The organism is Pseudomonas violetae (assembly GCF_023072615.1).
GTDB lineage: Bacteria > Pseudomonadota > Gammaproteobacteria > Pseudomonadales > Pseudomonadaceae > Aquipseudomonas > Aquipseudomonas violetae.
This window is the reverse complement of record NZ_JAKNRW010000007.1, coordinates 77,451-91,566: the sequence shown is the minus strand read 5'-3', so window position 1 is coordinate 91,566 and position 14,116 is coordinate 77,451. Positions and strand designations below refer to the sequence as shown.

The window sequence follows — 14,116 nt, the reverse complement described above, 5'->3', positions numbered from 1 at the left end:
GTTGTACCGCCGGCCCTGCGCATCGGGGTCGGCGGATTTTTCCGAGGTGTCCGCCCGTGAATGGAACAACTGCGCGCCGTGAACTAACCTCTGCCTGCAACCGGCACCGCGCGCAGCCCCACGTCACCACCTCGACTGTTTGGAGAACTGTTATTTCCATTGCCGACACCGATCAGCTCAGGCAGCTTCTGGCCCAGTGTTCGCTGGGTGACCGCCGCGCATTCGAGACGCTTTACCGCAGTGTCGGCCCACGTTTGCACGGCGTTGCGCTGCGATTCATGGGGCGTCCGGACCTGGCCGAGGAAGTGCTGCAGGAAAGCTTCGTGCGCATCTGGAACAACGCATCGCGCTATGAGGCGCATTTGTCGGCACCGCTGACCTGGATGATCAACATCACCCGCAACCAGGCCATCGACCAGTTGCGCAAACACCGCGACCGGCCGTTGACCGATCTCGAAGAACAGGCGCTGGTGGATGAAAGTCCTTCGGCCCATGAACAATTGAGCAGCGCCCGCGAGGCCACCGCGTTGAACCGCTGCTTGGAAAGCCTTGAAGGCATGCAGCGTCAATCGATCACCGTCGCCTACTTTCAAGGGTTGTCGTGCTCTGAACTGGCGGAACATCTGGCCGCACCGCTGGGTTCGGTGAAATCGTGGATCCGCCGTGGTATGGAGCGCCTGCGCAGGTGCCTTGAATCATGAACTATCAAACCCCGAGCCTGCGCCGAGCCCTCGCTGCCGACTACGCCATTGGTTTGATGCCTTTGGCTGCGCGTCGGCGATTTGAGCAATTGCTGCTGGACGATGCGGCGCTTCGTGCGGAGTTGGCGCAATGGCAGGAAAGCCTCGCGAGCCTGACCGAAGCACTGCCCGAGCAACCCGTGCCGGATCGCGTCTGGCACGGCATTACGGCGCGAATCGAGCCGCAGGTGCTACATGTGCCAGAGAAGCGTCCGTTCTGGAACTGGTTGAGGATCACGGCGGCACTGTGTTCGCTGGTGATCGCAGTCACCCTGGGCGTGATCTACAACCGCGACAGTGCACGTTACAGCGCCACGCTGCTGACCGCCGATGCGCAACCTGCGCTGAAGGTTGAAGCCCATGAGGATTATCTGAAGGTCGAGCCGCTGACATTGGCTGCGGTTGACCCGGGGCGCAGCCTGGAGCTGTGGGTGATACCGGCGGATGGCAAACCGATTTCGCTTGGGGTGATTCCGGCTGATGGCAAAGGTCGCGTCGAGCTGAGTGATGCGCAGAAGGTGTTGCTCGGCAAACCGATTGCGTTGGCGGTCAGTCTTGAACCGAAGGGAGGCTCACCGACGGGCAAACCGACAGGCCCGGTGCTGTATCAAGGGGCATTGGCAACGCTGTAAATGATCATTGCACCCACACAAAAACGGCGACCCGAAGGTCGCCGTTTTGCTTTGCGTGAAGCCTTACGCCGCACTAAACAACTTATGCGGATCAATCACAGACTTCCTCGGCACGCCCGCATCGAACTCGCCATACCCTCGCGGCGTATCATCCAGGCTAATTACCTCAGCCCCGACAATGTCCGCAATATGAATACGGTCCACATGATCGCCTGCATCAGCTGGCGGTTGTATTTCATCACTGGCGTCTGCCCGGTGTGGAAGCTGTGTGAGCTGGCCCAGCCCAAACCGAAGCGGACGCTAAGGCTGCACATTTTCGCGGCAGCGGCCACCGCTTCTATGGCGCAGCGGCAATGCGCCACTATCCTTTCTACTAGTAGGCAGCCTTAGCCAATTGCGAGACATTGAACCCCGGAACTGACTGACTCTTCCGAGGCTCATCACCATGCCGTCAAACCGAATTACGCTACTCTGCCGCTACCGCTACGACCCGCTGGATCGTCTGGTCGATTGCGCACAGTCGGGGCAGGAAGTCGACCAGCGCTTTTATCAAAAATATCGCCTGGCCACGGAAATCAGCGGCGTCGTACAGCACTCATTCATGCAGCATGCAGACCAACTGCTGGCGCAACAACAGCTCAAGACTGACTCCGTAGAAACCTGCGTGCTATCCACCGATCAACAGGGTTCGGTGCTGAACGTACTCACCGTGCCCACTCCTCAGCCAATCGCTCACACACCTTACGGTCACCGCCCATTCGCCAGCGGCTTGCTCAGCCTGCTCGGCTTTAATGGCGAACGACCGGACCCGGTGACCGGGCACTATTTGCTGGGGAACGGGTATCGGGCGTTTAACCCTGTGTTGATGAGGTTTAACTGTCCGGACAGTTGGAGCCCGTTTGGGAAGGGAGGGTTGAATGCGTATGCCTATTGTGTGGGGGATCCGGTGAATAGGATGGATCCGACAGGTCACGTTACTTGGCGGAGCTTGATGAAAAAACACTTTCCAAAAGAGGTGAACGCAGCTAAAAAACTAACTCCGGCGGCGCCATCGCTAACCTCCACGCGAATGCTTAATGACTTGCCTAATGAAGTAATTGATAAGATTGTCGATTATTTGCCAGGAAAAAATATTGCTTCATTCACATCAACGTCTCAGCGTATGAAATCTGTAGTTTACTCAGAGGCCAGATATCAGCGATTTGTAAATTATATGGAAACAGCCAGCGAGCCATTAGAGCGATTACTTAAACTGGATGCGGTCGGAGTTGGGGCCGTGAACGGGATGCCACCAAAATATGCTGTCGACTCTGGCTACACTCGCCCTGAACTCTTATCGACAATCGTCGAACGAAATCGCCTTCCCTACTTGCCAGCGATTGAAAGGGTGGAAACACAAAGGCGAACAAATGAACTTGGGCGTGTATCAGAAGAAATAAGAGCGTCCTATGGGGATCTCTGGTAATTCTAAACCGTGAAAAGGGCGACTATCCGGTCGCCCTTTTCCTTTATCTAAACCTCTTACGCCGCACTAAACAACTTATGCGGATCAATCACAAACTTCTTCGGCACGCCCGCATCAAATTCGCCATACCCACGCGGTGCATCATCCAGGCTGATCACCTCGACGCCCACAATGTCCGCAATATGAATACGGTCCCACATGATCGCCTGCATCAGCTGGCGGTTGTACTTCATCACAGGGGTCTGGCCGGTGTGGAAGCTGTGGGATTTGGCCCAGCCCAGGCCGAAGCGAATGCTCAGGCTGCCCATTTTCGCGGCAGCGTCTACGGCACCCGGATCCTCTGTCACGTACAGGCCAGGGATACCGATTTTGCCAGCCACGCGCACCACGCCCATCAACGAGTTGAGCACGGTAGCCGGAGCTTCGTGCTTCACGCCGTCATGGCCATGACCACGCGCTTCGAAGCCCACGGCGTCGACGGCGCAATCCACTTCTGGTTCACCCAGCAGTGCGGCGATCTGTTCGTGCAGCGGCGTGTCCAGGGACAGGTCCGCGATTTCAAAACCCTGCGCCTTGGCATGCGCCAGGCGGACGGTGTTGACGTCACCGATGATGACCACGGCAGCGCCCAGCAGACGAGCAGACGCGGCTGCGGCCAGACCGACCGGGCCGGCACCGGCGATGTACACGGTGCTGCCCGGGCCAACGCCGGCCGTCACTGCGCCGTGGTAACCGGTTGGCAGGATGTCGGAGAGGCAAGTCAGGTCGCGGATTTTTTCCATTGCGCGATCGCGATCTGGCAGCTTCAGCAGGTTGAAGTCGGCGTAAGGCACCAAGGCGTATTCAGCCTGGCCGCCGGTCCAGTCGCCCATGTCGACATAGCCGTAAGCACCACCTGGGCGCGCCGGGTTCACGCTGAGGCAGACACCGGTGTGCATTTCCTTGCAGGAACGGCAGCGCCCGCAAGCGACGTTAAACGGTACGGACACCAGGTCGCCGATCTGCAGGTTCTCGACGTCGCTGCCCTTCTCGATCACTTCACCGGTGATTTCGTGACCCAGCACCAGGCCGGTTTGAGCAGTGGTACGACCGCGCACCATGTGCTGGTCGGAACCACAGATGTTGGTGGACACTACGCGCAGGATCACGGCGTGGTTGATCTTCCTGCCGCGCGGGTCCTGCATTTTCGGATAGTCGATTTTCTGTATTTCGACCTTGCCATTGCCGAGATACACCACACCACGATTGCCAGACATGCTTTCACCTCGCTGTTGTTTTTATGTAGCGGTCACGTCGCCATGGAACTGCGGCGCGTTGATTGCTCGGGTACAGATGCTGTTTATGTGTTGCTTGTAATGGCCTCATCGCTCGCAGGCTAGCTCCCACTGCGATTCGGGTGAGCACCGGATTTGTGAACAACCCAAAACCCTGTGGGAGCTAGCCTGCTAGCGATGGCGATTTAAAGAACAACGGTGCGATTGGCGTTCAAAAACACGCGTCGCTCAATGTGATAACCAACGGCTCTAGCCAACGTCAGCCCTTCGATATCCCGCCCCTTGGCGATCAGGTCTTCCGGGTAATGGCTGTGATCCACCGCCTCCACGCCCTGAGCAATGATCGGCCCTTCGTCCAGGTCGTTGTTGATGTAGTGAGCAGTGGCACCGACCAGCTTCACGCCCTTGTTGTAGGCCTGGTGATACGGCTTGGCGCCTTTGAAGCCTGGCAGCAACGAGTGATGAATGTTGATGGCCTTGCCATCGAGCTTGCGGCACAGCTCCGGTGACAGGACCTGCATGTAGCGCGCAAGGATCACCAGTTCCGCACCACACTCTTCGATCACCTGCCACACCTGACGCTCCTGTGACGGCTTGTCGTTCGGGTCGAGCGGGAAGTGGTGGTACGGAATCTGGTGCCAGTCGGCCAACGGCTTGAGGTCCGGGTGATTGGACACCACTGCGGCGACGTCCATGGACAGTTGGCCAATGCGTTGACGATAGAGCAGATCGTTGAGGCAGTGATCGGCCTTGGACACCATGATCACCACTTTTGGCCGATAGTTCGGCGCAGTCAGTTCGAAGATCATGCCGAAGGCTTCACCGCGCTCCTGCAAGCCGGCGCGGAATGACTGTTCATCGAAGCCGTCGGGCTGGCGAAATTCCACCCGGATGAAAAACCGGCCCGAGAGCCGGTCGTCGAAGGAATGGTGCTCGGTGACGTAGCAGCCCTGCTCGAACAGAAAGCGCGTCACCGCGTCCACGGTGCCGAGGACGCTTGGGCAGTCGGCAGTCAGAATCCATGTGTCTGGGGCGCGGCTCATAATGCAGTAACTCCTGAAAATCTGTAATCGAAGCTGCCTGCCACTGTAGGAGCGAGCTTGCTCGCGAAGGACTTCAAGGCGACGCGTTCATCCAGGTAAAACGCGGTCTCGTTATCGTCCATCGCGAGCAAGCTCGCTCCTACAGGGGTTTTTTGATCAAGCCTGGACGCTAAGGCCGTACTCGGCCGCAGCATCCTGCAGCCACAACCACCAGTAATCCGAGAAGCTGCGACGAATCAGCAGTTCCCAAGTGTCTTCGCCGGTATGACGGATCACCAGCTGCGACTTGGCGAACACCGTGCCCACGGCCTTGCCCACTGGAAAGCTGTTCGGGTGCACGTCGTAGCTGGTCGATTTCATCAATAACTGACGCACATTCGGGCCGCTCAGTTCGAGGATCTGCTGGCCGCCGCTGACATTGACGATCTGGATGTGCAAATCGCCCAGCGCTTCACGGAGTTTTTGTTCGGCGGCAAATTCTTCACCGGTCGGCACGATCAGCAGCCACTCATCCGGGCCCATCCATTGCAGGCTGGTTTCGCCTTTGACGATCACGCTCAGGGCGCCCGGCAATTCAATGCCCAGGGCTTTGTGCACGCCTTCGGAAAACGCGGCATCGTGACCATCGCCACGAATCGTCAGGTGACCTAGGAGTTTCTTCTCACGCACGATCACGCCGGCGTTCTTGCGACCCTTGCCCACCAGGCTGGCGAGGTCGGCATGATGCAGCGACGACTCGGCCTTGGCGCCGGTGGTTGGGCGTTGTTGGTACACATTGGCTGCGGTCATAAAGCACCTGTTCCTGAATTCGTGTGCCCTGTGGGAGCGGGCTTGCCCGCGATGGGAGCGACGCGTTCTGCCTGAAGCACCGCGTTATCGTTCATCGCGGGCAAGCCACGCTCCCACAGGTACTGTGGTGTTACACGTTCTGACGATCCCCTTTCGGATCGAAGAACACCGAAGAAACGATTTCCGCCTCGATCACACTGCCATCCGCCAGCGGCGCGAACACTCGCTCGCCCATGCGGTTCAGGCCGCCTTTCACTACGCCCATGGCAAACGAATAACCCAGGGAGTTGTGCGCGTAGCTGGAGGTCACGTGCCCGACCATGCTCATCGGGATCGCCTGCTTGGTGTTGAACACCAGCTGCGCACCCTCGGGGAGCCACTTGGTCGGATCGATCGGCTTCAGGCCAACCAGCTGTTTGCGCTGATCACGCACACAGTCTTCGCGGTTCATGCCGCGCCAGCCGATCCACGAGAACGGTTTGGTGCGGCCCACACACCAGCCCATGTTCAAGTCGTCCGGCGTCATCGAGCCGTCCGTGTCCTGGCCCACAATGATGAAGCCCTTCTCGGCCCGTAGTACGTGCATGGTTTCGGTGCCGTACGGCGTCAGGTTGTACTGCTTGCCCGCCTCGACAATTTTCTCCAGTACGCCCATGGCGTAGTCGGCTTGCACGTTGACTTCATACGACAGCTCACCAGTAAACGAAATCCGGAATACCCGCGCCGGCACACCGCCGACCAGGCCTTCTTTCCAAGTCATGAACGGGAAGGCTTCGTTGGTCAGATCAATGTCGGTGACTTGGCTGAGCAGCTTGCGGCTGTTCGGCCCGGACAGGGTCATGGTTGCCCAGTGATCCGTCACGGACGTGAAGTACACCTTCAGGTCTGGCCATTCGGTCTGGGAGTAGATTTCCAGCCATTGCAGCACGCGTGCCGCGCCGCCAGTGGTGGTGGTCATCACGAAATGGTTATCCGCGAGGCAAGCGGTTACGCCGTCGTCGAACACCATGCCGTCTTCTTTGCACATCAGGCCGTAACGCGCCTTGCCCACGTCGAGCTTGGTCCAGGCGTTGGTGTAGATGCGGTTCAGGAACTCACGCGCATCCGGGCCTTGAATGTCGATCTTGCCCAGGGTCGAGGCGTCCAGCAGGCCAACGCTGTCGCGCACGGCTTTGCATTCGCGCTTCACGGCGGCGTGAAGGTCTTCGCCGTTTTTCGGGAAATACCATGGACGTTTCCACTGGCCGACATCTTCGAACTCGGCACCGTTTTTCACGTGCCAGTGATGCAGCGCGGTGAAGCGTACTGGTTCGAAGATGTGCCCACAGTGGCGACCGGCCACGGCGCCGAAGGTCACCGGCGTGTAGTTCGGGCGGAACATGGTGGTGCCCATCTGCGGGATGGTCACGTTCAACGAACGGGCGGCGATAGCCAGGCCATTGACGTTGCCGAGCTTGCCTTGATCGGTGCCAAAGCCCAGTGCGGTGTAGCGTTTGACGTGCTCGACCGACTCGAAGCCTTCACGGGTCGCCAGTTCGATGGCGGCGGCGGTGACGTCATTTTGCAGGTCGACAAATTGCTTCGGCGCCCGTGCGGTGTTCTTTTCATGGGGCACCTGGAACAGCGCCAGTGTGGGCTCTTCGAACCGGCTCAGGGCTTTCGGCAAGGTGCCTTCGACGATGCTGAAACCGGCTTCGCTGGCGGCGCGAGCGCCACCTTCAAAACCATCGGCCAGGGAATCGCCAAGACCGTAGACGCCGTTGATGCCACCGACGCACACACGTTTCTGCGGTGCTTCGCCCGGTACGAAGCCGAGGATGTCTTCACGCCAGGTCGGCTTGCCGCCCAGGTGCGAAGCCAGGTGGACCACCGGGCTGTAACCGCCGGATGTCGCAACGAGGTCGCAATCGAGCCATTCGCCAGGACTGGTCACGGCGTGGGCTTTGACATCAATCGCGGCAATGCGGGCAGCGGTGACGTGCTTGCTGCCACGGGCCTCGATCACGGCGCTGCCGGTGAGGATGCGAATACCTTTGGCACGAGCTTCTTCCACCAGTGCACCGCGCGGGTTGCTGCGCGCATCGGCGATGGCCACCACTTGCAGGCTGGCATCGAGCCAATCCAGGGCCACGCGGTAGGCGTGGTCGTTGTTGGTGCTCAAGACAAGCTTCTTGCCCGGTGCCACGCCGTAACGGCGAACGTAAGTCGATACAGCGCCGGCGAGCATGTTGCCCGGCACGTCGTTGTTGCCGTAGACCAGGGGACGCTCGCAAGCGCCGGTTGCCAGAACCACACGCTTGGCGCGAACCCGGTGGATGCGCTGGCGCACCTGGCCAATCGGAGCACGATCGCCGAGGTGATCGGTCAGGCGTTCGTGAATGGTCAGGAAGTTGTGATCGTGGTAGCCGTTGACCGTCGCGCGCGGCAACAGCAGCACGTCCGGGGTGTCTTTCAGTTCGGCGATAACGCTGGCAACCCATTCGGTCGCAGGTTTGCCGTCGAGGCTTTCACGGGAATCGAGCAGGCTGCCGCCGAACTCTTCTTGCTCATCGGCCAGGATCACGCGAGCACCGCTGCGCGCAGCGGCCAATGCCGCGGCCAGGCCAGCAGGGCCACCGCCGACGATCAGCACGTCGCAGTGCTGGTTCATGTAGTCGTAGGTATCCGGATCGTTCTCGGTCGGCGAACGGCCAAGACCTGCAGCTTTACGAATGTACTTCTCGTAGGTCATCCAGAACGATTGCGGGTACATGAAGGTTTTGTAGTAGAAGCCCGGCGGCATCAGCTTGCCGCCGACCTTGCCGAGAATCCCCATCATGTCGTTGTTCACGCTCGGCCAACCGTTGGTGCTGGTGGCGACCAAACCTTGGTACAGCGCCTGTTGCGTGGCGCGCACGTTCGGGATCTGCGTGGCTTCGGTCGCGCCGATCTGCAGCACGGCGTTCGGCTCTTCGGCACCGGCGGCAAAGATGCCGCGCGGACGGGAGTATTTGAAGCTGCGACCGATGATGTCGACACCGTTGGCCAACAAGGCTGCGGCCAGGGAATCACCTTCAAAGCCTTTGTAGCTCTGGCCGTTGAAGGTGAAGCTCAGCACTTTGTTGCGGTCGATCCGTCCGCCGTTGGACAGGCGATTGATCTGGCTCATACCTTCTCTCCCAGAGCCGTGGCGGCCGCTTTCGGGCTGTCGGTCTTGTCGGTGAATTGTGGCTTGGTGCCGATCTTGTAGGTTTCGAGAATCTCGTAGGTCACGGTGTCACGGGTGGCGTTGAAGTACTGACGGCAACCGGCGACGTGATCCCACAGTTCGTGGTGCAGACCGCGAGGGTTATCGCGGAAGAACATGTAGTCGCCCCACTCCTCGTCGGTGCAGGTAGTCGGGTCCAGAGGGCGCGGGATGTGCGCCTGGCCGGATGCGTGGAATTCCTCTTCGGAGCGCAACTCGCCGCAGTGAGGACAGAAGATATGCAACATGGGGATTTCTCCTGTTAGTGGGCAACCGCAGCAGCGCCGTGTTCATCGATCAACGCACCGTTGTGGAAACGGTCGATGGAGAAAGGTGCAGCCAATGGGTGCATTTCACCCTTGGCCAGGCTCGCGGCAAATACGTTGCCCGAGCCAGGTGTTGCCTTGAAGCCACCGGTGCCCCAACCGCAGTTGAAGAACATGTTCGGTACCGGGGTTTTCGAAATGATCGGGCAGGCGTCCGGCGTGGTGTCGACGATGCCGCCCCACTGCCGGTTCATGCGTACCCGCGACAGCACCGGAAACATCTCGACGATGGCCTGGATGGTGTGCTCGATCACCGGGTACGAACCACGCTGGCCGTAGCCGTTGTAGCCGTCGATACCCGCGCCGATCACCAGGTCGCCCTTGTCGGACTGGCTGATGTAACCGTGCACGGCGTTGGACATGATCACGCTGTCGATAATCGGTTTGATCGGCTCGGACACCAGCGCTTGCAGCGGGTGGGATTCGATCGGCAGGCGGAAACCGGCGAGTTTGGCCATGTGCCCGGAGTTACCGGCGGTCACGACACCAACGCGTTTGGCGCCGATAAAGCCTTTGTTGGTTTCTACACCGATGCACACGCCGTTTTCCTTGCGAAAACCGATCACTTCGGTCTGCTGGATCAGGTCCACGCCCAGTGCATCCGCGGCACGGGCAAAGCCCCACGCCACGGCATCGTGACGGGCCACGCCGCCGCGACGCTGGACGGTAGCGCCCAACACCGGGTAGCGGGTGTTCTTCGAGCAGTCGAGGTATGGGATCTCGTCAGCCACTTGCTTGGCGTCGAGCAATTCACCGTCGACGCCGTTGAGGCGGTTGGCGCTGACCCGACGCTCGGAATCACGGATGTCCTGCAGCGTGTGGCACAGGTTGTAGACGCCACGCTGGGAGAACATCACGTTGTAGTTCAGATCCTGAGACAGGCCTTCCCACAATTTCATCGCGTGTTCGTACAGGTGCGCCGACTCGTCCCACAGGTAGTTGGAGCGAACGATGGTGGTGTTGCGCGCGGTGTTACCGCCGCCCAGCCAGCCTTTCTCGACCACGGCCACGTTGGTGATACCGTGCTCTTTGGCCAGGTAGTAGGCGGTCGCCAGACCATGCCCGCCACCGCCGACGATGACCACGTCGTAGACCTTTTTAGGGGTCGGCGTGCGCCACATCTTCTGCCAGTTTTCGTGATGGCTGAGGGAGTGCTTGAAGAGGCCGAAGCCCGAGTAGCGTTGCATAGTCATTTACTCCAAAACCGCGCTCAGCGATAAACCGGGAAGTCCGCGCACAGGGCCGACACTTGCTGGGCAACATTAGCCTCTACGTCGGCGTCGCCGAGGTTGTCGAGGATGTCGCAGATCCAGCCAGCCAGCGTGACGCACTGGGTCACCTTGAAGCCGCGAGTCGTCACCGCTGGGGTGCCGATACGCAGGCCGGAGGTCACGAACGGCGACTGTGGATCGTTCGGGACAGCGTTCTTGTTCACGGTGATGTGGGCGCGACCGAGTGCTGCATCCGCGTCTTTGCCGGTGAGGCCCTGACGGATCAGGCTGACCAGAAACAGGTGGTTATCGGTACCACCGGACACTACATCGTAGCCGCGTTTGATAAATACGCCGGCCATGGCCTGGGCGTTGTCGATCACTTGTTGTTGATAAGCCTTGAAGCTCGGCTCCAGCGCTTCCTTGAAGCACACCGCTTTACCCGCGATCACGTGCATCAACGGGCCGCCCTGGGCACCGGGGAAAACTGCCGAGTTGAGCTTCTTCTCGATTTCTTCGTTGGCCTTGCACAGGATCAGGCCGCCACGCGGACCGCGCAGGGTCTTGTGGGTAGTGGTGGTGACCACGTCGGCATACGGCAGCGGGTTCGGGTACAGGCCGGCAGCGACCAGACCGGCAACGTGGGCCATGTCGACGAACAGCAGCGCGCCGACCTTGTCAGCGATCTGACGGAAACGCGGGAAGTCGAGGGTCTTGGAGTAGGCCGAGAAGCCGGCAACGATCATCTTCGGCTTGCATTCCACGGCCAGACGCTCGACTTCGTCGTAGTCGATCAAGCCGGTTTTGGTGTCGATGCCGTACTGCACGGCGTTGTACAGCTTGCCCGAGGACGACACCTTGGCACCGTGGGTCAGGTGACCACCGTGGGCCAGGCTCATGCCGAGAATGGTGTCGCCCGCCTGGATCAGGGCCAGGTAAACGGCGCTGTTGGCCGAGGAACCGGAGTGCGGCTGGACGTTGGCGTAATCAGCGCCGAACAGCTGCTTGGCGCGCTCGATGGCCAGGGCCTCAACCTTGTCGACGTGCTCGCAGCCACCGTAGTAGCGCTTGCCCGGGTAGCCTTCGGCGTATTTGTTGGTCAGGCCGCTGCCTTGCGCTTCCATCACGCGCTTGCTGGTGTAGTTCTCGGACGCGATCAGCTCGATATGATCTTCCTGACGTTGCTCCTCGGCATTCATCGCCGCCAGCAGTGCATCGTCGTAACCCTGGATCTGGTCTTGCTTGCTGAACATCGCGTCTCTCCCAGCGGCATCTATGCGCCATTCGTCTCGGTAAGGCACTGGTGTTTCGGCAGTGCCCTTTGATGCGATGGTATGACCGGCGCAGACAGGCCAAATGCCTACGGACGCCACGCAAAGGTGCGTTTACGACATGGGCTGAAATGGCTGACCTCACACCGCTCTGAAATTAGCAAGAGACCCTGTGGGAGCTGGCTTGCCAGCGATGGCGGCTGCTCCACCGCTATCACTGGCAAGCCAGCTCCCACAGGGTTATGTGAATGCCTGACGCATCGCGAGCAGCAGGAGGAAATGCGCGGGATACAGCGCGTAAGCCCAGCGGCGCATGGCTGGCGGGTGCAGGGATCCGGCGTGTCGCAACAGGAGCATTCCCAATAGTGGCGCAAACAGGCATGCCGCGAGGCCGAGGATTGCGACGCTATTGCCGAATCGCGCCGCCTCCAATAGCACCTGCCATTGGTTCGCTGCCAGACAGATCAGCCCTGGCAGCAAGCCGAGATACCAGCGCTGGTTGAACACCAGCAACATCGCCAACGGCAGCAGCACACCGAAGAAACCGAACATCAGCCGCTCCGGAAACATTGCCGCCAGCAACAACGAGCCCACAGCAAGCAGGCGCGCTACCAGCGATGGATCCTGCCATCCGCGCGCCACCAGCAACCCCAACGCCAAAGTCGGCATGACGTTCAAGGTGTCGGGATCAGGAATGTACAACCGATAGGGAATCTCGCTGAGCGCACTGAACACCAGCAACCAACCCAGATAACGCCACTCGGTCTTGCGCGCCCCGCTTCGTGCAAGATTCGCCGCCATCGCCAGACAGAACCACGGGAACGCGAGGCGCCCGGGCACATACAGCCAATCGGCGCTGATCCCGACATATCGCAGGTGATCTTGCAGCATGCTCAAAAGCGCCAGCCACTTGAGCAGATCGAGTGCACCCTCGCGTTGAGTCATGTGCATAATTACCCGCCAAGGCTGTATTTTTTCGAAAGCAACATCCCGTGTGCCCCCCGGACGATCTTCGGTAAAGTGCGCACCATCATTGACCACGAATGCTCTTCACCATAAGAGCTTCGATCACGGAAGCCGGCCATGACCGACAAGAGCCAACAATTCGCCAGCGACAACTATTCCGGTATCTGCCCTGAAGCCTGGGCGGCCATGGAACAAGCCAACCACGGCCACCAGCGCGCCTATGGCGACGATGAATGGACCGCGCGCGCGTCCGATCAATTCCGCAAATTGTTCGAAACCGACTGCGAAGTGTTCTTCGCCTTCAACGGCACCGCCGCCAACTCCCTGGCACTGTCGTCGCTATGCCAGAGTTACCACAGCGTGATCTGCTCGGAAACGGCCCATGTCGAAACCGACGAATGCGGCGCGCCGGAGTTCTTCTCCAACGGCTCCAAACTGCTGGTTGCGCGCACCGAAAACGGCAAGCTGACTCCCGAGTCAATTCGCGAAGTAGCCCTCAAGCGTCAGGATATTCACTATCCAAAACCCCGTGTCGTAACCCTGACCCAGGCCACCGAAGTCGGCAGCATCTACACCCCTGAAGAAATCCGTGCCATCAGCGCCACCTGCAAGGAGCTCGGCCTGAACCTGCACATGGACGGCGCGAGATTCTCCAACGCCTGCGCCTTTCTCGGCTGCTCTCCAGCGGACCTGACCTGGAAGGCCGGTGTCGACGTTTTGTGTTTTGGCGGCACGAAAAACGGTATGGCAGTGGGTGAAGCGATTCTGTTTTTCAACCACAAACTGGCTGAAGACTTCGACTACCGCTGCAAGCAGGCCGGGCAGTTGGCCTCGAAAATGCGTTTCCTCTCGGCACCGTGGGTCGGGATCCTGGAAAACGACGCCTGGCTCAAATACGCCCGCCATGCCAATCACTGCGCGCAATTGCTGGCCGAACTGGTCAGCGATATTCCCGGAGTGGAACTGATGTTCCCGGTACAGGCCAACGGCGTGTTCCTGCAACTGTCGGAACCGGCCATCGCCGCACTGACGGCCAAGGGCTGGCGCTTCTATACCTTCATCGGCAACGGAGGCGCGCGGTTCATGTGCTCTTGGGATACAGAAGAAGAACGTGTACGTGAATTGGCGACGGACATTCGCGAGGTCATGTCCCGCTAAACAGCAACCCGATCC

Annotated in this window: 12 protein-coding genes and 1 pseudogene; 4 read left to right on the top strand and 9 right to left on the bottom strand. The window is 59.8% G+C overall.

All coding sequences use genetic code 11. The features are described from left to right. The first annotated feature begins 56 nt into the window (after positions 1-56). Complete coding sequence (locus tag L9059_RS11855; RefSeq protein WP_247291057.1) at positions 57-701, top strand: sigma-70 family RNA polymerase sigma factor; 645 nt, start codon at positions 57-59, stop codon at positions 699-701. Further along, complete coding sequence (locus L9059_RS11850) at positions 698-1,372, top strand: anti-sigma factor (RefSeq protein WP_247291056.1); 675 nt, start codon at positions 698-700, stop codon at positions 1,370-1,372. The genes L9059_RS11855 and L9059_RS11850 overlap by 4 nt, the downstream gene beginning before the upstream one ends. A gap of 63 nt (positions 1,373-1,435) precedes the next feature. Here the strand turns inward: L9059_RS11850 and L9059_RS11845 are convergent. Then, a pseudogene (locus L9059_RS11845) lies at positions 1,436-1,707 on the bottom strand (formaldehyde dehydrogenase, glutathione-independent); the annotation flags it as partial. Between the two features lie 110 nt (positions 1,708-1,817). Between L9059_RS11845 and L9059_RS11840 the strand changes: the two are divergent. Then, entirely contained in the window at positions 1,818-2,837 is a 1,020-nt protein-coding gene (locus L9059_RS11840; RefSeq protein WP_247291053.1) for an RHS repeat-associated core domain-containing protein, read from the top strand. A 56-nt stretch (positions 2,838-2,893) separates the two neighbouring features. Here the strand turns inward: L9059_RS11840 and fdhA are convergent, their stop codons facing one another. The 8 genes from fdhA to L9059_RS11800 all read right to left on the bottom strand — a co-directional run bounded on the left by fdhA (position 2,894) and on the right by L9059_RS11800 (position 12,928). Further along, positions 2,894-4,093 carry a formaldehyde dehydrogenase, glutathione-independent gene (fdhA, locus tag L9059_RS11835; protein WP_247291052.1) on the bottom strand — a complete coding sequence of 400 codons (1,200 nt, stop codon included), beginning with the start codon at positions 4,091-4,093 and terminating at the stop codon, positions 2,894-2,896. Positions 4,094-4,296: 203 nt separating this feature from the next. Then, positions 4,297-5,154 carry a formyltetrahydrofolate deformylase gene (gene purU, locus L9059_RS11830; RefSeq protein WP_247291050.1) on the bottom strand — a complete coding sequence of 286 codons (858 nt, stop codon included), beginning with the start codon at positions 5,152-5,154 and terminating at the stop codon, positions 4,297-4,299. Between the two features lie 156 nt (positions 5,155-5,310). After that, complete coding sequence (locus tag L9059_RS11825; RefSeq protein ID WP_247291048.1) at positions 5,311-5,943, bottom strand: sarcosine oxidase subunit gamma; 633 nt, start codon at positions 5,941-5,943, stop codon at positions 5,311-5,313. Positions 5,944-6,073: 130 nt separating this feature from the next. Then, a complete protein-coding gene (locus tag L9059_RS11820; RefSeq protein WP_247291046.1) occupies positions 6,074-9,091 on the bottom strand; it encodes a sarcosine oxidase subunit alpha in 3,018 nt (1,005 codons plus the stop codon). Next, positions 9,088-9,417: a sarcosine oxidase subunit delta gene (locus L9059_RS11815; protein WP_059407449.1), complete on the bottom strand. Its 330-nt coding sequence runs from the start codon at positions 9,415-9,417 to the stop codon at positions 9,088-9,090. The genes L9059_RS11820 and L9059_RS11815 overlap by 4 nt, the downstream gene beginning before the upstream one ends. 14 nt (positions 9,418-9,431) lie before the next feature. After that, the gene (locus L9059_RS11810; protein ID WP_123410388.1) at positions 9,432-10,682 is read right to left on the bottom strand and encodes a sarcosine oxidase subunit beta; all 1,251 of its coding nucleotides are present in this window, start codon (positions 10,680-10,682) and stop codon (positions 9,432-9,434) included. Between the two features lie 23 nt (positions 10,683-10,705). Then, positions 10,706-11,959, bottom strand: a complete 1,254-nt coding sequence (gene glyA, locus L9059_RS11805) for a serine hydroxymethyltransferase (RefSeq protein ID WP_247291044.1) — start codon at positions 11,957-11,959, stop codon at positions 10,706-10,708. Between the two features lie 258 nt (positions 11,960-12,217). Next, positions 12,218-12,928, bottom strand: coding sequence for a TraX family protein (locus L9059_RS11800; RefSeq protein ID WP_247291042.1), 711 nt, complete (start codon positions 12,926-12,928; stop codon positions 12,218-12,220). 132 nt (positions 12,929-13,060) lie between these two features. Here L9059_RS11800 and L9059_RS11795 point away from each other — a divergent pair, with 132 nt between their 5' ends. Then, entirely contained in the window at positions 13,061-14,101 is a 1,041-nt protein-coding gene (locus L9059_RS11795; protein WP_247291040.1) for a threonine aldolase family protein, read from the top strand. The last annotated feature ends 15 nt before the right edge of the window (positions 14,102-14,116 follow it).